Origin of the sequence: Caballeronia sp. LZ028 (genome assembly GCF_031451415.1) — a bacterium.
GTDB lineage: Bacteria > Pseudomonadota > Gammaproteobacteria > Burkholderiales > Burkholderiaceae > Caballeronia > Caballeronia zhejiangensis.
In genome coordinates this window covers 659,745-686,729 of sequence record NZ_JARUXN010000004.1, presented here as the reverse complement: position 1 = coordinate 686,729, position 26,985 = coordinate 659,745, and the positions used below count along the sequence as shown (strand labels likewise).

General features: G+C 64.9%; 21 protein-coding genes and 1 pseudogene. 11 read left to right on the top strand and 11 right to left on the bottom strand.

Going from position 1 to position 26,985, the window contains the following annotated elements; translation table 11 throughout:
• Positions 1–12: 12 nt before the first annotated feature.
• The 3 genes from QCE58_RS25925 to QCE58_RS25915 are packed head-to-tail and all read right to left on the bottom strand — an operon-like array spanning position 13 to position 4,135.
• Positions 13–624 (bottom strand): NIPSNAP family protein, encoded by a 612-nt coding sequence (locus QCE58_RS25925; RefSeq protein ID WP_250521647.1) that lies wholly within the window; start codon positions 622–624, stop codon positions 13–15.
• Positions 621–2,360 carry an FAD-dependent oxidoreductase gene (locus tag QCE58_RS25920; RefSeq protein ID WP_309780488.1) on the bottom strand — a complete coding sequence of 580 codons (1,740 nt, stop codon included), beginning with the start codon at positions 2,358–2,360 and terminating at the stop codon, positions 621–623. The genes QCE58_RS25925 and QCE58_RS25920 overlap by 4 nt, the downstream gene beginning before the upstream one ends.
• Entirely contained in the window at positions 2,357–4,135 is a 1,779-nt protein-coding gene (locus QCE58_RS25915) for an FAD-dependent oxidoreductase (RefSeq protein WP_250521645.1), read from the bottom strand. Before QCE58_RS25915 ends, QCE58_RS25920 begins: the two co-directional genes overlap by 4 nt.
• A gap of 94 nt (positions 4,136–4,229) precedes the next feature.
• On the opposite strand from QCE58_RS25915, the gene QCE58_RS25910 reads away from it, so the two are divergent.
• The 4 genes from QCE58_RS25910 (at position 4,230) to QCE58_RS25895 (ending at position 8,602) form a co-directional block, all read left to right on the top strand.
• Positions 4,230–5,117 (top strand): NAD(P)-dependent oxidoreductase, encoded by an 888-nt coding sequence (locus QCE58_RS25910; protein ID WP_250521644.1) that lies wholly within the window; start codon positions 4,230–4,232, stop codon positions 5,115–5,117.
• Positions 5,118–5,184: 67 nt separating this feature from the next.
• On the top strand, positions 5,185–6,879 hold the full coding sequence (locus QCE58_RS25905; protein WP_250521643.1) for a SulP family inorganic anion transporter: 1,695 nt from the start codon (positions 5,185–5,187) through the stop codon (positions 6,877–6,879).
• 173 nt (positions 6,880–7,052) lie between these two features.
• Positions 7,053–7,880 carry a shikimate dehydrogenase gene (locus QCE58_RS25900; RefSeq protein WP_008353472.1) on the top strand — a complete coding sequence of 276 codons (828 nt, stop codon included), beginning with the start codon at positions 7,053–7,055 and terminating at the stop codon, positions 7,878–7,880.
• Between the two features lie 257 nt (positions 7,881–8,137).
• On the top strand, positions 8,138–8,602 hold the full coding sequence (locus tag QCE58_RS25895) for a hypothetical protein (RefSeq protein WP_250440563.1): 465 nt from the start codon (positions 8,138–8,140) through the stop codon (positions 8,600–8,602).
• Here QCE58_RS25895 and QCE58_RS25890 read toward each other — a convergent pair.
• Complete coding sequence (locus tag QCE58_RS25890; RefSeq protein WP_250521642.1) at positions 8,569–9,918, bottom strand: hypothetical protein; 1,350 nt, start codon at positions 9,916–9,918, stop codon at positions 8,569–8,571. The two genes, QCE58_RS25895 and QCE58_RS25890, sit on opposite strands and share 34 nt — an antisense overlap.
• 382 nt (positions 9,919–10,300) lie before the next feature.
• Between QCE58_RS25890 and QCE58_RS25885 the strand changes: the two genes are divergently transcribed.
• Together QCE58_RS25885 and QCE58_RS25880 are read left to right on the top strand one after the other, a co-directional pair.
• Complete coding sequence (locus tag QCE58_RS25885; RefSeq protein WP_250521641.1) at positions 10,301–11,146, top strand: alpha/beta fold hydrolase; 846 nt, start codon at positions 10,301–10,303, stop codon at positions 11,144–11,146.
• A 200-nt stretch (positions 11,147–11,346) separates the two neighbouring features.
• Positions 11,347–11,823, top strand: a complete 477-nt coding sequence (locus QCE58_RS25880) for a hypothetical protein (protein ID WP_175979286.1) — start codon at positions 11,347–11,349, stop codon at positions 11,821–11,823.
• Positions 11,824–11,826: 3 nt separating this feature from the next.
• Here QCE58_RS25880 and QCE58_RS25875 read toward each other — a convergent pair whose 3' ends face one another.
• Together QCE58_RS25875 and QCE58_RS25870 are read right to left on the bottom strand one after the other, a co-directional pair.
• Entirely contained in the window at positions 11,827–13,149 is a 1,323-nt protein-coding gene (locus QCE58_RS25875) for an MFS transporter (RefSeq protein WP_250502934.1), read from the bottom strand.
• Between the two features lie 102 nt (positions 13,150–13,251).
• Positions 13,252–14,211, bottom strand: a complete 960-nt coding sequence (locus tag QCE58_RS25870; RefSeq protein ID WP_250521640.1) for an MBL fold metallo-hydrolase — start codon at positions 14,209–14,211, stop codon at positions 13,252–13,254.
• Between the two features lie 122 nt (positions 14,212–14,333).
• Between QCE58_RS25870 and QCE58_RS25865 the strand changes: the two are divergent.
• A pseudogene (locus QCE58_RS25865) lies at positions 14,334–15,943 on the top strand (IclR family transcriptional regulator).
• Here QCE58_RS25865 and pdxY read toward each other — a convergent pair.
• Positions 15,940–16,821 (bottom strand): pyridoxal kinase PdxY, encoded by an 882-nt coding sequence (gene pdxY / locus QCE58_RS25860; protein WP_033536161.1) that lies wholly within the window; start codon positions 16,819–16,821, stop codon positions 15,940–15,942. The pseudogene QCE58_RS25865 and the gene pdxY overlap by 4 nt on opposite strands.
• Positions 16,822–17,268: 447 nt before the next feature.
• On the opposite strand from pdxY, the gene glgC reads away from it, so the two are divergent.
• Positions 17,269–18,543 carry a glucose-1-phosphate adenylyltransferase gene (gene glgC, locus QCE58_RS25855; protein ID WP_008353483.1) on the top strand — a complete coding sequence of 425 codons (1,275 nt, stop codon included), beginning with the start codon at positions 17,269–17,271 and terminating at the stop codon, positions 18,541–18,543.
• Positions 18,544–18,586: 43 nt separating this feature from the next.
• A complete protein-coding gene (glgA, locus tag QCE58_RS25850) occupies positions 18,587–20,050 on the top strand; it encodes a glycogen synthase GlgA (protein ID WP_250435706.1) in 1,464 nt (487 codons plus the stop codon).
• Here glgA and QCE58_RS25845 read toward each other — a convergent pair.
• Positions 20,026–21,411 carry a dienelactone hydrolase family protein gene (locus tag QCE58_RS25845; RefSeq protein ID WP_250521639.1) on the bottom strand — a complete coding sequence of 462 codons (1,386 nt, stop codon included), beginning with the start codon at positions 21,409–21,411 and terminating at the stop codon, positions 20,026–20,028. The two genes, glgA and QCE58_RS25845, sit on opposite strands and share 25 nt — an antisense overlap.
• Positions 21,412–21,559: 148 nt before the next feature.
• On the opposite strand from QCE58_RS25845, the gene QCE58_RS25840 reads away from it, so the two are divergent.
• Together QCE58_RS25840 and QCE58_RS25835 are read left to right on the top strand one after the other, a co-directional pair.
• Positions 21,560–22,360 (top strand): SDR family oxidoreductase, encoded by an 801-nt coding sequence (locus tag QCE58_RS25840; RefSeq protein ID WP_175979254.1) that lies wholly within the window; start codon positions 21,560–21,562, stop codon positions 22,358–22,360.
• Between the two features lie 14 nt (positions 22,361–22,374).
• Complete coding sequence (locus tag QCE58_RS25835; RefSeq protein ID WP_250521638.1) at positions 22,375–23,811, top strand: dihydrolipoyl dehydrogenase; 1,437 nt, start codon at positions 22,375–22,377, stop codon at positions 23,809–23,811.
• 59 nt (positions 23,812–23,870) lie between these two features.
• Here the strand turns inward: QCE58_RS25835 and QCE58_RS25830 are convergent, their stop codons facing one another.
• From QCE58_RS25830 to QCE58_RS25820, 3 genes are all read right to left on the bottom strand, one after another.
• The gene (locus QCE58_RS25830) at positions 23,871–24,227 is read right to left on the bottom strand and encodes a hypothetical protein (RefSeq protein ID WP_033536128.1); all 357 of its coding nucleotides are present in this window, start codon (positions 24,225–24,227) and stop codon (positions 23,871–23,873) included.
• 268 nt (positions 24,228–24,495) lie between these two features.
• On the bottom strand, positions 24,496–25,389 hold the full coding sequence (gene mmsB, locus QCE58_RS25825) for a 3-hydroxyisobutyrate dehydrogenase (RefSeq protein WP_250521637.1): 894 nt from the start codon (positions 25,387–25,389) through the stop codon (positions 24,496–24,498).
• 12 nt (positions 25,390–25,401) lie between these two features.
• Positions 25,402–26,934, bottom strand: coding sequence for a CoA-acylating methylmalonate-semialdehyde dehydrogenase (locus QCE58_RS25820; RefSeq protein WP_250521636.1), 1,533 nt, complete (start codon positions 26,932–26,934; stop codon positions 25,402–25,404).
• Between the last annotated feature and the right edge of the window lie 51 nt (positions 26,935–26,985).

Below are 26,985 nucleotides of genomic sequence, written 5' to 3'. Positions count from 1 at the left end.
GACAATCTCCGGTTAGCGCAGCGGCGAGAACGGCGCGGGCACGTAGATGGTCGATTCCATCGTCGTCAGATGCGCCGGTCCGCCCTTCGGCGGCCAGATGCCGTCCTTCACGGCTTCCGCGCGAATCCGCGAGCGCTCGTCCACGCTCTTGTACGGCCAGATGTTGAGAAAGCGCGGCACGGTGCCGTCGAGCGCGTACATCGCGCCGATGAGCGGCGAGCGTTTCGTGCGCTCGGGCACGGCGTTCTGCCATGCGTCGATCGTGTGTTGCAGGCTGGCGAGCTTCGTGCCGTAGACGCGCATCTCGTAGATGCCGCCGTGCACGGCCGGCTCGATCGGCGGCAGGAAGGGAAAAAGCGCGTAGCTGTTCATTTCGACATCGGTGATGAACTCGCCGCAGCCGAACGGATTGCCTTCGAGCAGCAAGCGCCGGCGTTCCCCGATCAGCGCCGCTTCGGATTCGAATCCGCGCAGCACCATGACCTTGCCGAGCGCGCCGATATCCGAATACCAGCAGCCGAGCAGCTTCGAGCCGGGCGCATCGCCGCTTGCCTTGATGTTTTCGAAGACCTGCGCGTTCGCGCCGATCTTCACCGTCAACGTGACCGTGTCGTACAGAGTCATTGCAGAGTCCTTGCCTGATTGAAGTTGGAGAGATTCGTGATGCTGTCCTCGCGCGCCGGTTCGGCCAGTTCGAGGCCCGCGAGATAGCCGAAGGTCATCGCTGGGCCGAGCGTGATGCCGCCTGCGGGATAGTGGCCGCCCATCATGCTCGCGGCGTCGTTGCCGACCGCGTAGAGGCCGGGAATCGGCGCGCGCATGTCGTCGAGAACACGCGAGCGCGCATCCGTCGATAAACCCGCGAACGTGCCGAGGCTGCCCGGCACGATCTTCACCGCGTGAAAAGGCCCATCGACGATCGGCGCGAGACACGGATTCGGCTTGTGCGATGCATCGCCCTGAACGCGGTTATACGGCGTCGAGCCTTTGTGGAACTGCGGATCGAAGCCGTCTTTCGCGTAGCCGTTGTACGTGGCGACCGTATCGGCGAGGCCGCGCACATCGATGCCGCATTGCTGCGCCAGCGCTTCGAGCGTCGGCGCGGACTTGAGATATCCCGAGCGTTCGTAAGGCCGCAGCGGAAACGGAAACGGCTTCGCGAAACCGAGGCCGTATCGGCGCTGAAACCGGTGATCGCAGACGAGCCACGCGCACGTCTCTTCGCCCGGCGACGTCGTGCCGATGAGCGCGGAGATGAAGTCGTAATACGACGACGCCTCGTTCGTGAAGCGCCTGCCCGCGCGCGTGACGGCGATCAGACCCGGCTTCGCGCGCTCGATCAGATGCGGAAACGCGACTTCGCGTCCCGTGGATTTCGGCACGAGCGACACCGGCGCCCACGCGGCGGGCGCTTCGAGCGACGCGTCGAAATGCGCGCCCGCCGCTTCGCCCAGGCGAATGCCATCGCCGGTATTGCTCTTGGGCGCGGCGGACCAGTGCGGCATCACGGGAAACGTTTCGGTCTGCCGCTTCGCGTCGTGCGGATAACCGCCGCACGCGAGCACGACGCCGCGCCGCGCGCGCACGTCGTGCATGACGCCATCGATCTCGACGCGCGCGCCCGTCACGCGATTCGCCTCGCGCGTCAGCGATACCGCCTTCGCCCGCGTGCGCAGATCGACGCCGCGATCCGCCGCCGACTTGAGCAGCCGCGCGACGAGCGCATTGCCGTTCACCAGATGCATCGAGCGCCGATAACGCAGCATGTGCCACGCAAACGTGGCGAAACGCTTCGCGACGTGCCACGCCGACTTCGCGCTGCGCGTCGCGTTCAGGAAGTGCGCGAGGTCTTGTCCCGACGCGATCGCCATGCCCTTGATCGTTACTTCGGCGAGCGGCGGACGCAGCTTGTCGATGAGCGGGCCGAGCTCGCGTCCGTCGAACGGCATCGCGCAGACCGAGCGGCCGCCCGTCGCCGCGCCTTGCGTCGTGTGGAAATCGGGGATGCGGTTGCCGTCGATGAAACGCATCGACGTATTGCGCTCGAAGAATTCGATCATGCGCGGACCGTGCTCGATGAGCGCATCGGCTTTCGCGGCATCGAAATGCGCGCCGAGTTCGCTCTTCAGATACGTGCGCGGCGCGCTTTCATCCTCGACGATGCCCGCGCGCATCGCGAGCGGATTGCGCGGAATCCACATCCAGCCGCCCGACCACGCGGTCGTGCCGCCGAACACGTCTTCCTTCTCGCAGACGAGCACGGACTGGCCGCGCGTGGCCGCCGTGACCGCGGTCGACAAGCCGCCCGCGCCGGAGCCGAGCACGAGGACGTCGCATTCGAGAATCGGTTCGAGCTTCATTTGGCGTGCGCGTGCATTGAAAGATCGACCGGAAGATCGAGCGCTTCGTCCTGCTTCGGTTGCTTCGCGCGCGACGTCGCGTGGCGCGCCGCGAGATAGCCGAACGCGAGACCGGGTCCGAGCGTGATGCCGGGGCCGGGATACACGCCGCCCATCACCGATTGCGCATCGTTGCCGCAGGCATAGAGGCCGACGATCGGCTGGTCGTCGCGGTCGAGCACGCGCGCGTCGGTATCGATAACGAGGCCGGTCGCCGCGCCGATATCGCCCGGATAGAGCCGCACCGCATAGAACGGCGCCTGGCCGATCGGACCGAGGCACTTGTTCGGGCCGGTCCAGTTGGCGTCGCCGTTGGCGTTCTGATAATCGGTCGTGCCGCGCTGGAAATCCGCGTCGACGCCGGTTTGCGCGTAGCGATTCATGCGCGCGACGCTATCGGCGAGACCGGCCTTGTCGATATCGAGCTTGTCCGCCAGTTCGTCGAGCGTCTTGCCTTCGACGAGATAGCCATCGGCGAGAAGCGGCGCGAGTCCCTTGCCGCCCGGACGCACCATGCCAAGGCCGTACTTGCGCAATCCTTCGGAGTCCGTGACGAGATAGGCGGGCACGGCGGGCGTCGTCTTGTTCGCCGTCTGCATCGCAATCCCGAACAGGTGATACGACGTGTTTTCGTTGAGATACCGCCTGCCGGACTTGTCGACGGTCATCATGCCGGGCTTGCCGCGATCCATGATGAAGTGCGGAAACACGGCGGTCGTACCGTCGGCGCGCTTGCGCACGGAGACCGGCGCCCAGAACGCGTTCGACAGCCCGCCAACGCCGAAGCGCGCGCCCGCCGCGAGCGCGAGATCCTGCGCGTTGCCGCTGTGGCCGGGCGCGCCGGGACACCACGCCGCATCGGCGCCCGGCAGCATCTCGGCGCGCCGCATCGGATGACGATTGAATCCGCCGCTCGCGAGAATCACGCCGCCCTTCACGTTGACGCGCCGACGCTCGTTGATCTGGCTCAGCGTCACGGCTTCGATGCCATTCGCGCCCGCGTGCAAAGCCTCCACCTTCGTGCTCGTCAGCACGGTCACGCCGCGCTGAAGCAGCGAGTAAAGCAGACGCCCGATCAGCGCGTTGCCCATCACGAGACGCGTGCCGCGCGGCGAGCTCATGCGGTCGCGTGCATGACGCGCGAGCAGTTTCGCCGCGTGCCTGAACGATGCCAACGACTTCGTCATGTTCAAAAGATGCCCGACGTCGTCGCGGTCGACCATCATGCCGCCGAGCACGGTGAATTCGGGAATCGGCGGACGGATCAGCGAGAACGCGCGGCCGAGCTTGCGGCCGTCGAACGGCAGCGGCTCCAGCGCGCGGCCTCGCAACGTCGAGCCTTCGATTTCCGACAGATAGTCCGGATGGAACGGCCGCGCGCGATATTTGACATCGGAGTTCGCTTCGATGTGCGCGACGGCCTTCGGGCCGGCGTCGAGGAACGCGCGGCGCATCGCGGCGCTGCTGCGCTCGCCGACCGCGCGATTCAGAAAGCCTTCGGCATTCGCGGACGAATCGTCGCGATTGACGCTCGCCGCGTGCTTCGACGCGGGAATCCACGTCGTGCCCGCCGAGTACGCGGTCGTTCCGCCGACGTATTCGGTGCTCTCGACGAGCAGCACCCGCGCGCCGTCGATCGCCGCGACCAGCGCCGCCGACATGCCCGCGCCGCCCGCGCCGACCACGATTACATCGAAGGTCTCGTTCTGTTCCAGTTTGTCCAGTGTCTCCGCCATGTGCGCGCTTCCTGTAGAACTCTCTTTGATATTGGAATACTATTCCAGAAACGCGACGTAAGCCAAGTTCTTTTTGAGACGATGGAGAAACGGTATGCGAGTGCTGGTTACAGGCGGAAGCGGCTTTCTGGCAGCGTGGGTCATGCGGCGGCTGCTCGCGCGCGGCATGGATGTGCGCGCATTCGATGTCCGCGAGGACGCGCGCCTTCTGCACGCGCTCGCGCCCGAACGCGCCGGTGACGTGCAATGGCGGATCGGGGATATCGGCGAGGCGCGCGATGTGGCGAACGCGCTCGACGGCTGCGATGCCGTCGTACATCTCGCGGGCGTGCTTACGCCCGCGTGCGCCGCCGATCCTGTGCGCGGCGCGCGCATCGATCTGATCGGCACGCTGAACGTGTTCGATGCGGCCATCGCGTGCAATTTGCGCTCGGTGCTTTACGCGAGCAGCGCGGGCGTCTTCGGCCCCGACGATGGCGCGACGCCCTTTCCGCTGACGCACTACGGCGCGTTCAAACTCGCGTGCGAAGGCTCGGCGCGGGCGTACTGGGACGATCATGGAATCGCGAGCATCGGATTCCGGCCGCTCGTCGTGTACGGCGCCGGACGCGAGACCGGTTCGAGCGCGGGTCCGAGTCTCGCGTGCCGTGCGGCCGCGCGCGGCGAGCCGTACACGATTCCCTTCACGGGCGCGACCGGCCTCGTCTACGCCGATGACGTCGCCGCCGCCTACGAACTCGCGCTCGTGACCGCGTTCGACGGCGCGCACGCGTTCACGCTCGCAGGCGACATCACGCCGATGCAAAGCGTGATCTCGACGCTCGAGCGCATCGCGCCCGGCGCGCGCATCGACGCAGAAGGCGCGCCGTTGCCCATCGCGACATCCTTTCCCGACGATCCCGCGCTCGCCCGATTGCTGCCCGGCCTTCCGAAAACGCCACTGATCGACGGATTGCGGCAAACCGTGGCGTTCTATCGATAGACGAAGCGGGTCTTGGCACCGCCTGTTCCTTGGGGCACGATCGCCTCTTCAGGAACACGGTGCCAGCATGCAAAAAACGACACTGCTCAAAGGCATCCTGCCGATCAGCCGCGCCGCCGCGTGGCGCGACGCGCTCGCGGGCATCTCGCTCGCATCGATGGACATTCCGCAAGTGCTCGGCTATGCGCGCATCGCCGGCATGCCCGCGGTGACGGGCCTCTACACCGCGTTCCTGCCGCTCATCGCGTTTGCGCTGTTCGGGGCGTCGCGGCATCTGGTCGTCGCGGCCGATTCGGCGACCGCGACGATCTTCGCGAGCAAGGTTTCGTCGATGGCCGCGATGAGCAGCCCGCAATACGTCGCGCTGGCGGGCATGGTCGCGTTGCAGACGGCCGCGCTGCTCCTCGTCGCGCGGCTTTTCAAACTCGGCTTTCTCGCCGATTTCCTGTCGCGCACGGTGCTCACCGGTTTTCTCGCGGGCGTCGGCGTACAGGTGTCGATCGCGATGCTCGGCGATCTCTTCGGCATGACGGTGCCGTATCCGTCCTCGCGCAGTCTCGCCCAGCTTGCTTACGTGCTCGGTCATCTCGTGCACGCGCACGGACCGACGCTCGTGCTCGCGCTGGCCGTGGTCGTCGCGATTCTCGGCTGCAAGCGTTTCGCGCCGCGCCTGCCGATGCCGCTCATCGCGGTAATCGGCAGCATCGCCGCGAGCAAGGCGTTCGATTTCGCCGCGCACGGCATCTCGGTGCTCGGTCCGGTCGATGGCGGCCTGCCCGCGATCCGTTTTCCCGACATCACCTGGCAGCAATCGCTCGACCTCGTGCCGGTCGCGCTGTCGTGCTTCGTGATGATCATCGCGCAGAGCGCCGCCGCGGCGCGGGTCTTCGCGCAGCAGTATCGCGAGGACGTCGATACCAACAGCGACATCCTCGGTCTGGCCGCGGCGAACGCGGCGGCGGCCGTGAGCGGCACGTTCGTCGTCAACGGCAGTCCGACACAGACCGCGATGGCCGACCGCGCCGGCACGCGCAGCCAGTTCGGACAGCTCGTGTTCGCGGCAGTCGTCGCCGTCGTGCTGCTCTTCTTGAGCGGCTATCTGCGCTATCTGCCGCATTGCGTGCTGGCGGGCATCGTGTTCACGATCGCGATGGGGCTCATCAACGTGCAAAGCCTGAAGGACATTCGCGCGGAAAGCCCCGGCGAGTTCGCGCTCGCGCTCATCACGGCGGCTGCGGTGGTCATGGTGGGCGTCGAGCACGGCATTCTGCTCGCGGTGGCGTTATCGCTGCTGCGGCACGTGCGCCACAGCTATCATCCGCACACGATGGTGCTCACGCCCGTCGCGCCCGGCAAACCGTGGCAGTACGAGCCGACGAAGCCCGCCGCGATGACCGCGCCGCACCTGATCGTCTATCGCTTCGGCGCAGATCTGTTCTATGCGAACGATCACTTCTTCGCGTCGGAAGTGACGAATCTCGTCGATACGGCGCCGGACGAGTTGCGCCATTTTGTCGTCGATGCCGGCGCGATCACGGACCTCGATTATTCGGCGGCCCGCACCATCTGCGAACTGGTCGAAACGCTGCGCGCACGCGGCGTCGTCGTGATATTCGGACGCGTGAACCGCTTCCTGCGCAGCGACATGGACCGGCACGGACTGACGCCCGCGCTCGGCGCATCGAACGTGTACGACACACTTCACGAAGCGCTGGCAGCGGCTGGCGCAAGTCCGGGCGCGCACGAGCCGAACGTTCTCTGAATGCGCGTTGGCAGCCGTCTGTCTGCCGGCGGTTTTTGGTGGTCGCCACTCGGGAAGACCGTTAGTTGCCTCCTTCAAGTAGCAATTTTGTTGAATAGCATTCCATTTTCAACTAGCATTCAGCGAGTGCGGTCACACTATTTTCGGATCACGGATCAGGAGGCAATCGAGGCATGGCGCAGGACACTTCTTTTTCCGCATCGCTCGATGCGGGCTTGAGCGGCGCGACGCGCGTCTATTTCATCGTCGGCGATCCGATCGCGCAGGTACGCTCGCCTTCCGGCGTAACAGCGGCGCTGCGTGCGGCGGGACGCGATGCAATCGTGATTCCGGCGCACGTCGCGCCCGAAGATCTCGGCGCGTTTTTCGCGGGCATCGCGCCGCTGCGCAATTGCGACGGCGTGATCGTCACCGTCCCGCACAAGTTCAGCGCGACCGAATACTGCCGTTCGCTGACCGATGAAGGCGCGTTCCTCGGCGCGGTCAACATGCTGAAGCGCAATGCCGACGGCACCTGGCACGGCGGCGCGTCGGACGGCATCGGCATGGTGGCGGCGTTGAGAGATGCGGGCTGCGACCCGAAGGGCAAACGCGCGCTGCTGATCGGTGCGGGCGGCGCGGGTTCGGCGATCGGCCACGCGCTCGTCGATGCGGGCGTGGCCTCGCTCGCGATCCGCGATTTCGACGCCGCGCGCACCGGCGCCCTCGCCTCGCGCCTCGCTGCGCTGGGGCGCGGCGCGGTGAGCGTCGCCGACGATTCGGCTGCCGAAACCTACGATCTCATCGTGAATGCGTCGCCGGCGGGCATGCGTCCGGGCGACCCGCTGCCGATCGACGTCTCCCGCCTGCCACCGACGACCTTCGTCGGCGATGTCGTGACCAAGCCGCCGGTCACGCCTTTCATCGAGGCCGCCCGCGCGCGAGGCTGCACGACCGTCACCGGCACGCAGATGTTCGGGCGCGTGTGCGATGCGATCGTCGCGTATCTATTGAAGGGGTGAATCGCGGGACCGTTTGCCGTGCGAGGAATCGGAGCAATCTGGTTCAATCGCGAAACACGATCAGTCAACATTCCCGCCGCGCATTCGCGTCCCTCGCGAAGCGCGCCGGCTTGCAAGCTCCGGAACGAATCGTCGACGAACGCCGCCCTTTCGAAGGCGGCGTATTTCTGCGCCACGTTCCCGCCACGCCGGCGCTAGCGGCCGATTCCACAAGACTCGTGCGCTCGCATCGAGGGCAATGGAAGCAAGAGGCTGGAATGAACTCGGATCAAAAAACAATTCAACGCGTTGCGCGAGCTGGCTTCGCGGCCATCGCATGTGCCGTGCTCGCGGCGTGCGCATCGGGACCGGGCGCATCGGCGCCGCTGCCGGCTGACGGCACGCTCGCGACCGGACGCATTGTCGGCAAACAGTATTTGACGACTGTGTCGACGAACACGGCTTCTTCTTCCGGACCGACCGTCGGCGTGGGCGGCGGCGGCATCGGCGGCAATGGATGGAACGGCGTGGGCGGCGGCGCAGGCCTGAGCTTCGACCTGACGAACCTGTTCCAGAAGGCCCCGGAACAGACCGCGAAAATCTACCGCTACAGCGTGCAGATGAAGGACGGCTCGAAGCGCGACATCGACAGCCCGCTCGATCTCAACGAGGGTGCCTGCGTGACGACGATCGACTCGAGCCAGCCCGGCTACCCGAGACTGACGGGCGCGGACGCCTGCTGATCTTCCGGCGCCGCTCGTCCGATGAGCCGCCCCGACACCGCCGCGGCGACGCGCCTGATAACCGGGGCCCAATCGCCCGGTTCGCGCTGACGAATGAGCCGCACCGAGTCGTACCACGGCTGCGTCTCGTCTTCACCCCAACACCAATGCGACGCGCGATCGATCATCGCCAGCACCGGCTTGCCGAGCGCGCCGGCGAGATGCAGCGGCGAACTGTCGATGGTCACGAGCACATCCAGCGCGCTGACGAACGCGGCGGAATCGTGAAACTGCTCGCGATACTCGGGCACGCCGGCGATACGCGCGCCCGCCGAACGCATTGCGGCAATATCGTCTTCGCGGCCCGGCGCAACGGGATGGAACGTGACGTTCGGCAGGCTCCAGAGCGGCGCGAGCGCTTCGACGGGAATGCTGCGCTGGGCGTCGCGACGATGCGTCGGGCTGCCCGCCCACACGAGACCGACGCGCAACGCATGGGTGCCGTCCGATGCGAGTTCGCGCCGCCACGCGTCGATGCGCTCAGGCGCGGCGTGAAGATACGCGCGGCCATCGACGTGATGCGGCAACAGACCGATCCAGACAGGCAGGCTCATCATGCCGACGGTGTAATCGACCGTGCCGAAGTCGTGCGCTTCGATCTGCACGCAGTCCGGCACGAACCGCCGCACCAGCGGATACAGCGCCGAACGCACCGCCAATAGCGCCGCGCCGCCGTTTCTTCGCACGCCCTCCGCGAATTGCGGAAAGTACCGCACGAATTGAATGTCGTCGCCCAGGCCGAGTTCGCTGTAAACCACGACGCGCTTGCCGTCGAGCGGCTGCCCGCGCCAGCCCGGCGCGAGCCGCTCCATGCGCGCGACGACGCCGTTGTCGCCCTGTTCCGATGTGCGGCGATCGAAGCGCATCCAGCCGCTGCGCCACGCGCCGCGCCGCAATTCGAGGTCGGCGAGATCGACGGCGAGCCAGGCCGCATCGGGCGTCTGCGAGAGCGCCAGACGGTACATCGCTTCCGCTTCGCCGTAGCGCGACTGCTCGTTGAGGTACATGGCGATTGCGCCGGTCACGTGACCATTGTCCGGATGATGCCGCGCGGCCTCGCGCATGATCGCTTCCGCCGATACGCTGTCGTGACGCAGCCAATAGCAATGACTCAGTTGCCAGCGAAGCTCGTAGTCTCTCGGGAATCGTTCCAGTGCTTCGACGCAGAAACGTTCGAGCGCGAGCCAGTCGCCCGAGCGGCGAATGTCGAGCGCGACGGCCAGCGCGTGGGCCGCATCGGACAGAGAGGGCGGAGGTGCGAATGAATCGGAATACATGAATGACTGCAATAGAACGGTGTTTGAAACGCGTGCTGAGTTTATATGAATCGAGGTTCATAGGAATACCGAAAAGCACGAGATAAATCCGAAAATAGCAATGCCGGATCGTTTAATCTGCATATCGAACTATCTTCAGGTCATGCTGAAATGCAGTGATTCGAATCGGCGATTGTGTGCGGCGCGGCGCTTTGCCATACTGAGTTCATTCGCCCTGTCTCCTCAAGCGTCCGCACTCGACTAACGAGCCCACAAGCGGACGCTCTCGCCGCCTCCCCGGGCGGCGTTTTTTTGCACGCGGCCTATTACCTCTGGCGTAATTGTCCGGCTCACTTTCTCCTGCGACGATGCACTCACACTGTTCATCGACGAGGAGACGGAAATGCCTGCAAAGCACTCACGCCCAGGTTTTATCGCGACCGCAGACGGCGTCGAATTGTTCTATCGCGACTGGCATCCGCAAGGCACGCCGGGCAACGGCAGGACCATCGTCTTCGTTCCGAGCTATTCGCTGCCAGGCGACATGTGGGCCTATCAAATGCTGTCGCTCGCGCGACAGGGCTTTCGCTGCGTCACCTACGACCGGCGCGGCCACGGACGATCGAGCGATCCGGGCGGCGGCTACGACTACGACACGCTTGCGGACGATCTCGCCGCACTCATCGATGCGCTCGATCTGTCGGACGTGACGCTCGTCGGGTATTCGATGGGCGGCGCCGAAGCCGTGCGCTATCTGACGCGTCACGGCAGCACGCGCGTTGCGCGCCTCGCGTTGATCGCTTCGACCTTGCCGATGCTCGCGAAGACACCGGACAATCCCGACGGCATCGACCGCGCCTACAACGATGCCTTCCTGCACGACTTGACGACGGACTATCCGCAATGGCTGGCCGACAACGCGCGCCCCTTCGCCGGGCCGGGCGCGTCGCACGCCATGATCGACTGGATTCGGGAAATGGCATTGCGCACGTCGCATCAGGCGCTTTTCGCGTGCAACGAAACCGTCAATCGCGGCGATTTCCGCAACGAGTTGCGCGACATCGACGTCCCGACGCTCATCGTGCAAGGCGATCGCGACGAATCGAATCCGCTCGAACTGACTTCGCAGCGCACGGCGCGCCTGATTCCGAACGCGCGGCTCGTCGTCTATGAAGGCGCGCCGCACGGCATCTTTCTGAGCGACGCGGCGCGGCTGACGGCGGATATCGGCGCGTTTGCGTCGGCGTAGCGATTGCCGCTCTGTTGCGGCGGCTTAATAACAGGCTCGGCGTTTGTCGGATAAGCGCTGAGTCCTGACGCGTTTGAAAACACTCATCACAATAGACTCTGGAAGAATCCCGGCACACCATAGCACTGCGAACCGACATTCCACCGCGCGGCTCTGCAATCGCCGCGCAATCCGCCCCACGTCCACCGGAGTCCATCGCAATGATCTTCCACGCCTCCATTCCCGCCCACGATCCGAAACACGTCGCGCAAGTGCTCGCCGAACTGTGGGATGGCTTCGCCGCGCCCTTCTCGCCCTTTCCCGGCGCGTGGATGGCGGTCGCCGGCGACGATCGCGGCAGCATCATCGAGGTCTATCCGAGCGATCAGGTCATCACGCCGGGCGGCGGTCACGAGGAAAGCGTCAGCTATGGCGCGGACACGGTGAAGCGCCCGCAGTACAGCGCGTTCCACATGGCCATCGCGACGAAGCTGAACGCAGAGGAAGTCATCGCGATCGGCGAACGCGAAGGCTGGCGTGCGGTGCGCTGCACGCGCGGCGACAACTTCTTCCACGTCATCGAATTCTGGATCGAGAACTCGACGATGCTCGAATTCCTCACACCCGACATGCAGGCCGAATATCTCGCCTTCGCGACGCCGGAAAACTTCAAGGCGATGGCCGCGGCTGCGGCCTGACGCTCACTTGCCGCGCCGCAGCCCGAAAAACAGCGCGGCGCCGCTCGCGAAGAGCAGCAACGAAAGCAGATGCACGGCGAGATCCATGCTGCCCGTCGAGGTGCGGATCTGGCCGATCACCCACGGACTCACGATCCCGCTCGTGATGCCGATACTGCTGATGAAAGCGATGCCCGCCGCCGCGCTCTTGCCCGGCAGATGGCTGGCGGGCACGGCCCAGAAGATCGGCAGCGCGGCGAAAATCAGCGTCGCGGCGAGCGAGAGAATCGCGAGCATCAGCGGGAAGCTCGGAAAATGCAGCGTGAGGGCCGCGAGCGCGATGCCGCCGCCGATCGTGCAGCACGCGAAGTGCTTGCGCCGCTCGGCGACGCGATCCGAATGGCGCGCGATCAGAATCAGACCCACCGCGCCGATCGCGTTCGGCACGACGGTGTAGAGGCTGACCGACATGACATCGGTGATGCCGAAGTCGCGGATCATCAGCGGCATCCAGAAGCTCAGCGTCAGCGACGCGCACGTCAGCGAGAAATAGATGAACGCGAAGAGATAGACGCGCGGATTGCGCAGCGCATCGAGCATGCCGCTGTTATCGTGCTTCTCGTGATGACCGGTCGCGCACAGTGCCGTGAGCCGATCCTGCTCCGTTTGCGTGAGCCATTGCGCATCGCGCGGCGTGTCCACCAGCAGGCGCAACGCGATAAGACCGAGCAGCACCGCGGGCGCGCCCTCGATCGCGAACATCCACTGCCAGCCGTGCAGGCCCATCACGCCGGCCATGTCGCGCATGATCCAGCCGGACACGAGTCCGCCGAACACGCCCGCGACGGCCACGCCCGCGAAGAACACCGACATCACGCCCGCCCGCCGTTTCGCCGGAAACCAGTACGTCAGATAAAGCACGATGCCCGGAAAGAAACCCGCTTCGAACACGCCGAGCAGAAAGCGCAGCAGATAGAAATGGCCGGGCGTCGATACGAACATCATTCCGACCGACGCCGCGCCCCACAGCAGCATGATCCGCGTGAACGTGCGGCGCGCGCCGAACTTCGCGAGCAGCAGATTGCTCGGCACTTCGAAAAGCACGTAGCCGACATAAAACACGGCGGCGCCGAGGCCGTACATTGCATCGGAGAAGCCGAGATCGTGCTTCATCTGCAATTGCGCGAAGCCGATGTTGATGCGGTCCAGAAACGACACGACGTAGCACAGGAACAGAAACGGAATGATGCGCCACGCGATTTTGCGGAACAGCGCGTCGTCCGATTGGGCGTGCGCATCCGCGACGGCGCTGGGCTCAAGCGCCGCCGTGCTGATCGACTTCGACATGTCTCGCTCCAGATGGGCGTAATGAGGCCGGCGTCTTGCGCGCGCCTTTTGCCTTGAGAGAGGGAGAAGCGGCGCGTCAGTGCGCGCCGCAAGAAACGGCGGTCAGTCCTGCAATGCGGCCCACATTTCCTGGTCGCGCTGGGCCGTCCAGATACGCGGATGCTTGATGCCGCTCGCTTCGTCGTAAGCGCGCGAGACGTCGAACGGCAGGCAGTGCTCGTAGATGAAGACGTGACCGAATTTCGGATCCATCGCCTTGCGCGTCAGCGCCATCGATCCCTTCAGGTCGAGCTTCTCGGCGACGGCCTCGCGGCCCGCCTGCAAGAGCGTCGTGACGAAGTCCTTCGTGTAATCGAGGCCCTTGTCGACTTCCGCCGGCGAGAGCAGCGCCGGACCGCGTCCCGGCACGAGTTTGTCGGCCTTCAGCGCGCGCAGCGCTTCGAGCGTCGCGGGCCATTCTTCGAGTTGGGCATCGCCGCAATAGCAGGCGGCGTCGTACTCGACGAGATCGCCCGAAAACAGCACTTTCTGCGACGGCAGCCAGACGACCGTATCGCCCTTCGTGTGACCCGCGCCGAGATGCGCGATCTTCACTTCGAGCTTGCCGAGATACAGCGTGATTTCCTTCTCGAAGACGAGCGTCGGCCACGTCAGGCCCGGCACCGTCTCGACACCGGCGAAAAGGCGCGGAAAGCGCTCGATCTCCGATTTCATGTCCTGCTCGCCGCGCTCGACGATCATTTCATACGTGCCGCGGCTCGCGATGACCTGCTGCGCGCCTTCCGCGAAGTACGCCGACGCGCCGAGCACGCGCACCGCGTGATAGTGCGACAGCACGACGTACTTGATCGGCTTGTCGGTGACGCTGCGGATTTTCGCGATGAGATCCTGCGCCATCGCGGGCGTGGCGGTCGTATCGACGATGAGCACGCCGTCGTCGCCGATGATCACGCCCGAGTTGGGATCGCCTTCCGCCGTGTACGCGTACGCGTTCTCGGAGAGTTGCGTGAACGTGATCTTCTTCTCTTCCAGATCGGCCTGCGATGCGAATGCTTTTGCCATGGTCGTGTCTCGCTTCCATTCTCGTGGGGATGGGTGGATGATCGGCGTGATGCCGTTGTTTGTCAACAGCAAGCATACTTGCTATTTGCAAATTACGGGTAAGTACCGAATCGCTTCATCGGATGATTCCTGCTCGGCTAACATCTGCGGTTCGTTCATCCTTTATAGATCGCGGAGTGCTTTTGGCTCGTTCCGAAATCGGCGAAGAAAAGAAACAGCGCGGCATCCAGAGCGTCGAAGTCGGCGCGCGTCTGCTCGATGCGCTCGCCGCGCGTCGCGAGCCGCTTGCGTTGAGCGCGCTGGCCGAAGCGGCCGAACTGTCGACCGCGCAGGCCCACACGTACCTCGTGAGCTTGACGCGGCTCGGTCTCGTCAAGCGCGACGCGCTCACCGGGAATTACGAGCCGGGGCCGCTCTCGCTCAGGCTCGGCCTGTTGAATCTCGAGCATCAGCCGGCGTATCGGGCCGCCGCGCCGCGCGTGTCGGCGCTGGCGCTCGCGACCGGCATGAGCGTCGCGGTGAGCGTCGCCGGGCCGCAAGGGCCGACGATCGTGCGCTACGAGCGCGGCGGCTATCCGCTGCATGTGAATCTGCACGTGGGCACGGTGATGTCGCTCTCGGCGACGTCCACGGGCCGCGTGTTCCGCGCGTTCGACGACGACACCCGCGTCGCCGCGATGCTCGCGCATCAGGCCGAAGCCGATGCGCCGGAGATGGCCGCGTGCATCGAAGCGATTCGCGCGCGCGGCATCGAACGCAGCGTCGATGCGCCGAGTCCCGGCGTGAGCAGCATGAGCGTGCCGGTGTTCGACGGCGCGCATCGGATGCAGCTCGCACTGACGGCGATCGGACCGACCGGCCTCGCCGACGTCGCGTGGGACGGCCCGCTCGCGCACGCGCTGAAGGATGCCGCGCGCGACATTTCCGGACTGCTTTCATGACGATCTTCGACGAGGACACGAAGCCGCAGCGCGGCATCAACGCGCTCGACGCGACCGGCGATCTGCTGCGCGCGCTGGTCGCCGCCGGCGAGCCGCTCACGCTGCGCGACCTCGCGGCCGCGGCCGGCATGCCGCCCGCGAAGGCGTTCGCGCATCTGGTGAGTCTGGTGAAGGTCGGCCTGCTCGCGCGCGACGACGCCGGGTTATTCCACGCCGGCCCGCTGAGCCGCGAGCTCGGGCTGATCGCGCTGCAGCGCCTTTCGCCGATCCGCGATGCCGAAGCCGAGATCGTCGCGCTCGCCGCGAGCACGTCGATGACGGTCGCCGCCGCCGCGCTCGGACCGCTCGGCCCCACCGTGATCCGGCTGGAGGAATCGGCGCGGCCGCAGCATGTGAGCTTGCGCGTCGGCACGGTGATGTCGCTCGTCAACACCGCGATCGGGCGGGTGTACGCCGCGCACCTTCCCGCCGACATGCTCGCGAGCCTGATGACGCAGGACGCCATCCGCCTCGCGGGCGCGCAAGCGGCTGCGGGAAGCGACGCCGCGTACCGCGCACGGCTCGACGACATCCGCGAACGCGGCCTCGATACGGCGCTCGGCGCGCCGGTGCCCGGCATCCATACGCTGGCCGCGCCCGTGTTCGATCACACCGGCAGCGTGTGCCTCGTGATCGCGTTGATCGGTTCGTCGGGGGGCTTCGACAGCGCCGCGGACGGCCCGCTCGCCCGCGCGCTGCTTTCCGCGACGCGGCGCCTTTCGTGGCGTTTCGGTCTGATGGACGCGAGCTAGCCGCCCTTGACCATCTCCGTGCCGGTCACGCGGATCGCGGGGAAACGGTCGGTCGGCTTCGCGATCTCGTCCTGCGATGCGACGATCTCCAGTTCGTAACGCCCGGCATCGTACGTTGCCTTGACGACGGCATTGACCGCCGCGAGCGTGTGCTCGAGCGCGGTGCGCAGCGAGTCGCCCTGCAAGGTGCGCGCGACGAAGACCGCGCTCGTCAGATCGCCGACGCCCACCGGCTGGCGCGCGAACGGATACAGCGGGCGCTGCGCGAACCACGCTTCGCCGGGCGTGACGGCGAGCATATTGAAGGTGTCGGCGCGGCTGTTGCGATCGAGCAGATGCTTCACCAGCACGATGCGCGGCCCGCGCGCGATCACTTCGCGGCATGCGTCGACGGCTTCCTCGACCGTCTCGATCGGACGCCCGACGAGCTTTTCCAGCTCGACGTGATTGGGCATGATCGCATCGGCGATTCCGGGCATCGTCGTGACGAGGAAATCCTCGATGCCGGCCGCGACCGTGCAGCCGCCCGTCTGACCCATGACCGGATCGCAAAAATAAAGCGCGCGCGGATTCACCGCCTTCACCATCTTCACGATTTCGACGACCGCGCGGCCCTGCTCCGGCGCGCCGAGATAACCGGAGAGCACCGCGTTGCAGCGCCCGAGCACACCGATCGCGCCGATGCCTTCGATGACGTTCTGCAATTCGTCCGCATCGAAGGCGCTGCCTGTCCAGCGGCCGTACTGCGTGTGATTGGAAAACTGCACGGTGTTGAGCGGCCAGACGTTCACGCCGAGTCGCCGCATGGGAAAAACCGCCGCGCTGTTGCCCGCATGGCCGAACACCACATGCGATTGAATGCTCAGGACGTTGTTCATGTTCTGCTTTCCCGATTGATCGTGTCCGGTCGGATGAAACGTCGAAACGCTCGTCGCGCGCCAGCGCCGTGCAGCGCAACGCGACGATGGTTTCGGAAAGCACGCCCGCGGACGCCGTGCGCGGGCAGTGCAACCTTCATATTGTGCCGTGCCTCGACGCACTGCGGCATGGCGTGCCCGTTATAAATTGCGCGGACGCGTTTTGTCGAGCGATGCGATCGACAGGAAGTCCAAAGGTCGCGCGTCTGCAACACCGCAGCACGCTCGTGCGTGTTCGGCACACGCATTGCTCGATGCGGACGGCGAAAAAAACGGGCGACTTCAGCACACGAATTCGAATGCGCGCCGGATAATGCTCCATCGACAGATACCAACAAAAGCATACGAGGACGCACACACGGCAAGACATCGAACATCAATAGTCGCAGGTCAAATCAGGAGGCTGACATGGAGATGCTGGCTAAGAATCGCACCGATTTGCAGAAGTCGACCCTCGCAATCGTCCTCGCCGGCGGGCGCGGCACCCGGCTCGGTCCGCTCACCGACAAGCGCGTGAAGCCGGCCGTCCACTTCGGCGGCAAGTACCGCATCATCGACTTCGCGCTGTCCAACTGCCTCAATTCCGGCATCCGCCGCATCGCGGTCGTCACGCAATACAAGGCGCATTCGCTCATCCGCCATCTGCAGCGCGGCTGGGGTTTCCTGCGCGGCGAGTTCAACGAGTTCATCGATATCTGGCCGGCGCAGCAGCGCGTGGATTCGAGCTGGTATCGCGGCACCGCCGACGCGGTCTATCAGAACCTCGATATCGTCCGCTCGATCGGGCCGGAGTTCGTCATCGTGCTGGCGGGCGATCACATCTACAAGATGGATTACACGCGCATGGTGCTCGACCATGTGGAAAGCGGCGCGGACTGCACGGTCGGCTGCATCGAGGTGCCGCGCATGGATGCGGTCGCGTTCGGCGTGATGCACGTCGATGAAAACCGCCGCGTCACCGATTTCCTGGAAAAGCCCGCCGATCCGCCCGCGATGCCCGGCAAGCCCGACATCGCGCTCGCGAGCATGGGCATCTACGTGTTCAGCGCGAAGTATTTGTATGACCTGCTGCAGGAAAACATCGAGACGTCGAACACGGATCACGATTTCGGCAAGGACATCATTCCGCGCGTCGTGACGACCGGCAAGGCGATCGCGCATCCGTTCAGCATGTCGTGCGTGACGTCGAGCAGCGATCCGGAAGCGCCCGCGTACTGGCGCGATGTCGGCACCGTCGACGCGTACTGGTCCGCGAATCTCGATCTCGCATCGACGATTCCGGAGCTCGATTTGTACGACCGCAAATGGCCGATCTGGACGAATCAGGAGCAGTTGCCGCCCGGCAAGTTCGTACGCGACCTGAACGGGCAGCAAGGCGCGATCACCAATCTGCTCGTGTGCGGCGGCTGCGTGATCTCGGGATCGCAGGTGTCGAAGTCGGTGTTTTCGTCGGCGGTGCGGGTCCACTCGTTCTGTAACATCAATGAGGCAGTCTTGTTGCCGCAAGTGACCATCGGGCCGAGTTGCCGTTTGCAGAAGGTCGTGATCGACCGCGGCTGCACGGTGCCCGAAGGTCTCGTGGTCGGCGAGGATCCGGACGACGATGCCGCGCGTTTCTTCCGCACGGAGTCCGGCGTCACGCTCATTACACGCGACGCGCTGGCGCGGCTCGGACAGCGTTAGACGCCGCGCGCCGGCCAATAAAAACCAATCGACGGGAGTGCCGATGACCGTATGCGTGCTGCATGCCGCAGCAGAAATGTTTCCGCTGTTGAAAACCGGCGGCCTCGCCGATGTGGTCGGCGCGTTGCCGCCCGCGCAATCGCAACTGGGCACGAACGCGCGCGTCGTGCTGCCGGGCTTTCCCGCCGTGCTCGCGGGTCTCGACGATCTTCAGCCCGTGGCCGATCTCGGCAGCGCGTTCGGCGCGGGCAATATCCGCCTCGAGCGCGGCGTGTTGCAGCCGCACGGCATCGTCGTGTATGTGGTGCGCGCGGATCAGTTCTACGATCGTCCGGGCAATCCGTATATGGATGCGACGAATCGCCCCTATGCCGATAACGATCGCCGCTTCGCGCTGCTCGGCTGGGCGGCGGCGCGCATCGCGACGGGCGTGGACCCGGCATGGAAGCCGCATATCGTCCACGCTCACGACTGGCATGCGGGACTTGCGCCGGCGTATCTACGCGCGTTCGAGCGCGGCGGCGCGGCGCGGGTCGGCACTGTGATGACGGTGCACAACCTGGCGTATCAAGGCACGTTTCCGGCTTCGGAATTCGGCGCGCTGCAATTGCCCGGCGATTTCTACGCGGTGGAAGGCGTCGAATTCTACGGCCACGTCTCGTTTCTCAAGGCGGGGCTTTATTTCGCCGATCGCATCACTACCGTCAGCCCGACCTACGCGCGCGAAATCCAGACGCAGGCGCAAGGCGCCGGACTGCACGGTCTCCTGCAGACGCGCACGCACGACATCACCGGGATTCTGAACGGCGTCGATTATTCGATCTGGAGCCCGACCGCCGATGAATCCATCGCGTCGAAATACACGCAGGCGAAGATCGGCGGCAAGTCGAAATGCAAGACGGCGCTGCAGGAGCGCATGGGTCTCGCGAAGGACGACGACGCCCTGCTCTTCGGCGTCGTCAGCCGTCTGACGGAGCAGAAAGGACTCGACCTGCTGCTTTCGGCCGTGCCCGATATCGTCCAGCGCGGCGGCCAGCTCGTCGTGCTCGGCACCGGCGACCCGGCGCTCGAAACCGGCATGAAGAACGCGGCGGCGGCGCATCCGGGCGCGGTCGCGGTCGAACTCGGCTTCGACGAGACGCTTTCGCATTCGATCATCGCGGGCAGCGACGTCGTGATGGTGCCGTCGCGCTTCGAGCCGTGCGGGCTCACGCAGCTCTACGCGCTCGCGTACGGCTCGCTGCCGCTCGTGCATCGCGTGGGCGGGCTCGCGGATACCGTCGTCGATTCATCGCTCGAAAATCTCGCCGAGGATCTCGCGACCGGCTTCGTCTTCGATACTTTCGATCGCGCGGGCATCGTCGGCGCGATCCGGCGCGCGTTCGCGCTCAAGGCGCGTCGCACGGAGTGGAAGGCCGTCGTCAAGCGCGCGATGGGCCAGAGCTTCGGCTGGGAAGACGCCGCGCTCAAGTACGCGGAGGTTTATCGGGATTTGACGGGCGGCTGAGCCGTCCAGACGACGTCGCCATCCACCGCGTAGGGCGCGCAGCCGCGATGCTTGCGACTGCAATGCGCGATCGCCGATGCGATCGGGTCCGGCCCGAGTGCCGCGATCGACCACGCGCCATCCGGCGCGATCACGAAAGCGCGCGGACGCGGCAACTTCAGAAACGCGTCGTAGCCCTTGCGACCGGCGGCGTCGATGAACGGCACGGCGCTCGCATCGGCAAGCGCGGCGAAACCGGTCGCGGGCGGGCCCGAGCGCGTCCAGACCACCTGGTCGTCGTACGCATAGAGACGGCAATCGGCCGTGAGCGCCGCACAGTCGCGCAGGGCCTGCGTCAACGGATCGAAGCCGCCGTGCGCCGCCGCGCCGCCGTTCGGTCCGATTGCAAACGCGCGCGGAAACGGCTTCGAGAGGAACTTCCGATACAGCGCGCGCATGCCCTCGCTGCCGAGATACGGCACGGCGGCGATGTCGTCGACGGCGGCGTATCCGCTCGAGGGCGGCGTCGCCATCGGCATGTTCTCCGGGTAAATCGACGCGAACGGCATGCCGATTTTCTTCAGGAACGCATCGAGTTTCGGCGTCCACACGCGCAAGCCTTCCCATGAACCCAGCAGCTTGTGGGAATCGGTCATGAAGGCGCCGTAGTTCGCCAGTTCGGCGTTCGCGCCCGCCGACGTGTAGCGCGCGAACATTTCCCGCCAGGTGCCGGCCGGAAAAAACGAATCGTTCTCGCCGTACAGCCACAGCGACGGAACGTGCGCACGCGCGCCGAGCGCCGCGCTGTCGCGGATGAGCGCAGCGTCGTCCGACGCGCATACGTCGACGCGCACGCCGCCGTAGAAGTTCACGACGCCCTTCACTTCCGGCGCGTTTCGCGCCCCGAACGCGAGGCTGTACCAACCGCCCGCGCTCTCTCCTGCGACAACGACGCGCGAACCGTCGACGTAAGGCTGCTGACGCATGTACGCGATGACCTTGCCGATATCGTCCGCCGCCTTGTTCGCGAGCCCCGCCAGATCGCACCCGTGCGCGCGCAGTTCGCCCGTCGATCCCGCGTAGCCGCGCATCATCGGCAGCGCAACCGCATAGCCGCGCGACATGAAGTAGTTCGCCAGATAGGTGAGATGAAAGCGTGGCATCGTCGCCTTCGTTTTCTTGCCGTAACCGCCATGATTGATGACGGCGAGCGGAAACGGTCCCGCGCCCTCCGGCATCGCGATCGTCACCTGCAATTGCGCGGTATCGCCGCGCTCGCCGACCGGCACTTGCACGACGCGTTCGCCGGGCAATGCGGGAACCGGCGCACGCAACGCGTCGTAGGCGCTGGTTGCATGACTGTCCGATAGATGGAATGCCATCAGAAAGACGAAAAATAGCTGCAGTCGAAACATGGTTCCCGCGCGCGTAGCCTAAAGGCCGCATTATCGGCGTTTCCTGTTCGCGACCTTGCGCCGGCGGGCGCGCAATTTGCGTAAGGCACAAATTAATACAAATGCAGGAGCGCATATGCATAAACCCCTCGCAGGCCAGATTGCGCTCGTGACGGGCGCGAGTTCGGGCATCGGCACGGGCGTCGCGACCGCGCTCGCCGATGCGGGCGCGCACGTCGCCATCAACTATCACTCGCACGCGGAACCCGCCGAAAAGCTCGCCGCCGCGATCACGGCGAAAGGCGGCGAAGCGTTCGCGGTCGGCGCGGACGTCTCCGACGAAACCCAGATCGACGCGATGTTCGATGCCGTCGTGAAGCGCTACGGCACGGTCGATATCGTCGTCGCGAATTCGGGCTTGCAGAAGGACGCGAAGTTCACCGCGCTCACGCTCGACGACTGGAAGACGGTCATCGAAACGAATCTCACCGGCCAGTTCCTCACCGCGCAGCGCGCCGTGCGCGAATTCGAGCGGCGCGGCATGCGCGACGTGTCGAAGGCGCTCGGGAAGATCATCTGCATGAGTTCCGTGCACGAGGTCATTCCGTGGGCGGGACACGTGAACTACGCTGCGTCCAAGGGCGGCATTCAGATGATGATGAAAACGATCGCGCAGGAAGTCGCGCCGCAGCGCATTCGCGTGAACGGCATCGCGCCCGGCGCAATCCGCACCCCGATCAACAAGGACGCTTGGGATACGCAGGACAAGCTCGACAAGTTGCTGACGCTGATTCCGTACGGGCGCGTCGGCGAGGTCGAGGATATCGGGCGCGCGGCGGTGTGGCTTGCGTCTGACGATAGCGATTACGTCGTCGGCACGACGCTTTTCGTCGATGGCGGCATGACGCTCTATCCGGGATTCGCGGATAACGGCTGATGGCGGACAACGGAATGAACCCAATCAAGGTGGACGTCGCCGTGATCGGCGCGGGCACGGCCGGCATGGCCGCGTTTCGCGCGGCGCGGCTCGCGGGCGCGAACGCGGTGCTGATCGAGGGCGGCGAACCGGGCACGACCTGCGCGCGCGTCGGCTGCATGCCGTCGAAGCTGCTGCTCGCGGCGGCCAACGGCTTGCACGACGCGCATTCGCTCGCCGCGCGCGGCATCGAAGGCACGCACGCGCTCGAAGCCGATCGCGCGCGTGTGCTCGATTACGTGCGGCGCGAACGCGATCACTTCGTCAAGGGCGTACTCGACGAAATCAAAGCGCTGCCGGATGGCATGCTGCTGCGCGGCAAGGCGCGCTTCGAAGCGCCGGCGCGATTGCGGATCGGCGACGACACGTGCGTCGAGGCCAAAAGCGTCGTCATCGCGACGGGCGCCGCGCCGAGCGTGCCCGACGAGCTGAAGGTGTTCGGCGACAAACTCATCACGAGCGACGATCTCTTCGAACTGCGCACGTTGCCGAAGCGCATCGCCGTGTTCGGCGCGGGACCGATCGCGCTCGAGTTGGGGCAAGCGCTCGCGCGGCTCGGCATCGAAATTTTCATGTTCGGCAAAGGCGGCAGCGCGGGAGCGATTACGGACAAACCGGTGCGCGATGCGCTTATCGCCGCGCTCGCCGACGAGTTCTATTTCGATCCCGACGCGAAAATCGACGGCATGTCGCTAGAGGGCGGCCAGCCGACGCTGCGCTTCACGTCGCCGGACGGCGTGGCGCGCGTCGAACGCTTCGATCTCGTGCTCGCCGCGACCGGACGCGCGCCGAATCTGAAGCCGCTCGCGCTGGAAAACGCGGGCATCGAACTGAACGAAAAAGGCGCGCCGCTTTTCGACGAAACAACGATGCAATGCGGCGACAGCGCGATTTTCATCGCGGGCGATTGCGACGGCGCACGCCCGTGGCTCCACGACGCCGCCGACGAAGGCAAGCTCGCCGGCGACAACGCCGCGCGCTTTCCGGACGTGCAGCGGATCGAGCGCAAGGTGCCGTTCTCGATCGTGTTCTGCGAGCCGCAGGTGGCGATCGTCGGCGCATCGTATGACGATCTCGACAAGCCGATGACGGTCACAGGAGAGGCATCGTTCGAGAATCAGGGACGAAGCCGCGTCATGCGTCAGAATCGCGGCCTGCTGCACGTCTATGCCGACGCGAAAACCGGCAAGCTGCGCGGCGCGCAAGGCTGCGGCCCGGCGATGGAGCATCTCGGGCATCTGCTGGCGTGGGCGCTGCAACTGGAATTGACGCTCGATGAAGCGCTCAAACTGCCTTTCTATCATCCGGTCGTGGAAGAAGGCTTGCGCACCGCGCTAAAAGATGCAGATAGAAAATGCTACGAGGAAAGATCGGAAACACCGCCGGCATTACCAAGCGCCGCGGGTTGCTGATCCACAAAAAACAAAACGCCGGTTGCAAGCAACCGGCGTTTATCGTCGGAAAGAAAGGATCAGCTTCCGCTCAAACCATATTGCAGTGCGAGATCGAACCCGAGCACGACGAGCGAACAGAAAAGCCCCAAGGACAAATTCGCCAGTCTATGTCCGACGTCCTTGTGCTTCGTCAGCACGGCGCCCGCGAGGAACGCGATTTCGACGATGACCTGCATGCAAAACACGGCAATCATCAACGCGAACTCGTAACCCATCGAGTTGAAGTTCAGGAAGTTAAAGCCGTTCACCGCCACCCAAGACCCCACTCGCCAAGCTTCGTATGCCAATAGCAGCAACGGGAAGAAATAGCTGGCTACATAAGTCGGCACCGTGGCGTGCCGCAGTTCCATATTTAAGTGACGTGTTACTTGCATCGCGTACTCCTCATCTGATTGCCCGAAAACGACGGGCGTTCTACCTGCACCGTGGCGCAAACCGGAGCGTTCTGATCGAACGGCAGACGGGCGTCGTGCTTTCAGAATAGGACAATTTTTTGGAAAGCGAATCATCGTATTCCCGATGATCGTATCCAATAAGGCTTTACGCGCTTCGTTGTGCAGTGCAACTGAATAAAGCAGTTATTTCCCGGCCCTAAAGTCGGCACGCGCATACGTGCCGATTTCCTAAAGTGTTCGAGCCGTATTAAGCGCCAGAGTTCTTCGCGTACAACTTGATAATGCCCGAAAAGTCGAGCCCGCCGAATCCTTGCTGGCTCATCGACTGATACAACTGTTGTGCCAGCGCACCCATGAATACGGGCTGCTTCGCGGCGCGCGCTGCATCGACGGCAAGTCCGAGATCCTTGAGCATTAAATCAGCGCCAAATCCGCCCGAATAACCACGCGACGCCGGCGCGGTTTCGATGATGCCCGGATAGGGATTACACGTATCCGAGCTCCAGCAACGCCCAGTCGATGTATTGACGATACTCGCGAGTTTCGTCGGATCGATGCCGAGCGTTTCGCCGAGTTTCATCGCTTCGGCGACGCCGATCATGGAAATCCCTAGCAGCAAGTTATTGCAGATCTTCGCGACCTGGCCCGTGCCGGTTTCGCCGCATCGCACCATGTTCTTGCCCATGCCGGATAAGACGGGACGCAATGTTTCGAAGAGCGTTTCATCCGCGCCGACCATGAACGTCAGCGTGCCCGCCTGCGCGCCGACGACGCCGCCGGAAACGGGGGCATCGGCGAACGGGTTGCCCTGCTTCGCCGCCGCCTCGCCGATGAGCTTCGCGGTCGCCGGATCGATCGTGCTGCTGTCGACGAGCGGCACGCCTTTCCCAACGCCCGCGAGCACGCCGTCATCGCCCAGATAGACCGTCTTCACATGCTGCGCCGCGGGCAGCATCGTGATGACGACTTCCGCGCCTTCCGCCGCCGCGCGCGGCGATGCGGCGAGCGTCGCGCCCGCCGCCTTCGCCGCATCGAGCGCGGCGGAGACGAGATCGAACGCCGTCACCGCGTGGCCGGCCTTCAGGAGATTGGCGGCCATCGGACCGCCCATGTGACCCAAACCAATGAAGCCGATTCGCATGGACATCTCCCTTTAGCGAAGCGCGATGGTCGTGTTGACGCCGTCGTTCACGGTGGCGTCGTCGAACCAGCGCGCGGTGACGGTTTTCGTCTGCGTGTAGAACTGCACGACCTGCTTGCCGTACGGGCCGAGGTCGCCGAGCTTCGAGCCGCGCGAGCCAGTGAAGCTGAACGCGGGCACCGGCACCGGAATCGGAATGTTGATGCCGACCTGACCAATATCGATCTCGCTCTGGAACTTGCGCGCCGCCGCGCCGCTTTGCGTGAAGAGGCCGACGCCGTTGCCCATCGGATTGCGATTGACGAGCGCGATGGCGTCATCGAGCGTATCGGCTTCAAGCAAGCACAGCACCGGGCCGAAGATTTCCGTCTTGTAGATCGACATGTCGGTATCGACGTTCGTGAAGATCGTCGGTCCGATGAAGTTGCCCTTCTCGTAGCCCTTCACGTCGATATCGCGGCCATCGAGCGCGAGCGTCGCGCCCTCTTCCACGCCCTTGCTGATGAGCCCCAGAATGCGCTCCTTTGCCGCTTTCGACACGACCGGGCCGACGTCCGTATTCGGCTCCGTGCCGCCGTTGACTTTGAGCGTCCTGGCCTTCTCGACGAGTTCCGGCACCCAGTCCTTCGACGCCCCGACGAACACGGCCACCGACGTCGCCATGCAACGCTGACCCGCCGCGCCGAAGCCCGCGCCCGCGAGCGCGTTGAGCGTCTGCTCCTTGTTGGCGTCGGGCAGGACGACGGCGTGATTCTTCGCGCCCATCATCGACTGCACGCGCTTGCCGTGCTGGCTCGCGAGGTTGTAGACGTGCGTGCCGACGGCCGTCGACCCGACGAACGAAATCGCCTTGATATCGGGATGCGTGCAGATCGCATCGACGACTTCCTTGCCGCCATGCACGACGTTCAGCACGCCCGCCGGCACGCCCGCTTCGAGCGCGAGTTCGACGAGTTCCATCGTCGAGAGCGGATCCTGTTCGGACGGCTTCAGTACGAACGTGTTACCGCAGACGATCGCCATCGGGAACATCCACAGCGGGATCATGGCGGGGAAATTGAACGGCGTGATGCCGGCGCACACGCCGAGCGGCTGCCGTAGCGTGTACGTGTCGACGCCGCCCGCGACGTTTTCGGAGAATTCGCCCTGCTGCAGCGTCGAAATCGAACACGCGTGCTCGACCACTTCGAGACCGCGAAAGATGTCGCCTTCGGCATCGGCGAGCGTCTTGCCCTGCTCCGCCGTCAGCGTCCGCGCGATGCGCTTCTGGTTCTGGCGCACGAGGTCCTGAAACTTGAGCATCAGACGCATGCGCGTGCCGAGCGGCGTCGTGCGCCACGTCTGAAACGCCTTGTGCGCGGCGGCAACGGCGGCGTTGACTTCATCGACCGTCGCAAACGGCACGCGACCGACGACTTCCTGCGTCGCAGGATTGACGATGTCGCGCCACTCCGTCGTCTTCGAATCGACGAACTGGCCGTCGATCAGCAGTTTGGCCGTACGGACGGACGCACTCTGCGCCGGATGTTCAGCAGCGATATTCACGAGTCACTCCTTTTGGATGAGTTGTCACGAAGGGGAACGAAGACGCGCGGA

Excerpts from the sequence above, each read along its gene's own strand:
- QCE58_RS25925 (WP_250521647.1), bottom strand. The coding sequence starts at position 624 with ATGACTCTGTACGACACGGTCACGTTGACGGTGAAGATCGGCGCGAAC.
- QCE58_RS25920 (WP_309780488.1), bottom strand. The coding sequence starts at position 2,360 with ATGAAGCTCGAACCGATTCTCGAATGCGACGTCCTCGTGCTCGGCTCC.
- QCE58_RS25915 (WP_250521645.1), bottom strand. The coding sequence starts at position 4,135 with ATGGCGGAGACACTGGACAAACTGGAACAGAACGAGACCTTCGATGTA.
- QCE58_RS25910 (WP_250521644.1), top strand. The coding sequence starts at position 4,230 with ATGCGAGTGCTGGTTACAGGCGGAAGCGGCTTTCTGGCAGCGTGGGTC.
- QCE58_RS25905 (WP_250521643.1), top strand. The coding sequence starts at position 5,185 with ATGCAAAAAACGACACTGCTCAAAGGCATCCTGCCGATCAGCCGCGCC.
- QCE58_RS25900 (WP_008353472.1), top strand. The coding sequence starts at position 7,053 with ATGGCGCAGGACACTTCTTTTTCCGCATCGCTCGATGCGGGCTTGAGC.
- QCE58_RS25895 (WP_250440563.1), top strand. The coding sequence starts at position 8,138 with ATGAACTCGGATCAAAAAACAATTCAACGCGTTGCGCGAGCTGGCTTC.
- QCE58_RS25890 (WP_250521642.1), bottom strand. The coding sequence starts at position 9,918 with ATGTATTCCGATTCATTCGCACCTCCGCCCTCTCTGTCCGATGCGGCC.
- QCE58_RS25885 (WP_250521641.1), top strand. The coding sequence starts at position 10,301 with ATGCCTGCAAAGCACTCACGCCCAGGTTTTATCGCGACCGCAGACGGC.
- QCE58_RS25880 (WP_175979286.1), top strand. The coding sequence starts at position 11,347 with ATGATCTTCCACGCCTCCATTCCCGCCCACGATCCGAAACACGTCGCG.
- QCE58_RS25875 (WP_250502934.1), bottom strand. The coding sequence starts at position 13,149 with ATGTCGAAGTCGATCAGCACGGCGGCGCTTGAGCCCAGCGCCGTCGCG.
- QCE58_RS25870 (WP_250521640.1), bottom strand. The coding sequence starts at position 14,211 with ATGGCAAAAGCATTCGCATCGCAGGCCGATCTGGAAGAGAAGAAGATC.
- pdxY (WP_033536161.1), bottom strand. The coding sequence starts at position 16,821 with ATGAACAACGTCCTGAGCATTCAATCGCATGTGGTGTTCGGCCATGCG.
- glgC (WP_008353483.1), top strand. The coding sequence starts at position 17,269 with ATGGAGATGCTGGCTAAGAATCGCACCGATTTGCAGAAGTCGACCCTC.
- glgA (WP_250435706.1), top strand. The coding sequence starts at position 18,587 with ATGACCGTATGCGTGCTGCATGCCGCAGCAGAAATGTTTCCGCTGTTG.
- QCE58_RS25845 (WP_250521639.1), bottom strand. The coding sequence starts at position 21,411 with ATGGCATTCCATCTATCGGACAGTCATGCAACCAGCGCCTACGACGCG.
- QCE58_RS25840 (WP_175979254.1), top strand. The coding sequence starts at position 21,560 with ATGCATAAACCCCTCGCAGGCCAGATTGCGCTCGTGACGGGCGCGAGT.
- QCE58_RS25835 (WP_250521638.1), top strand. The coding sequence starts at position 22,375 with ATGAACCCAATCAAGGTGGACGTCGCCGTGATCGGCGCGGGCACGGCC.
- QCE58_RS25830 (WP_033536128.1), bottom strand. The coding sequence starts at position 24,227 with ATGCAAGTAACACGTCACTTAAATATGGAACTGCGGCACGCCACGGTG.
- mmsB (WP_250521637.1), bottom strand. The coding sequence starts at position 25,389 with ATGCGAATCGGCTTCATTGGTTTGGGTCACATGGGCGGTCCGATGGCC.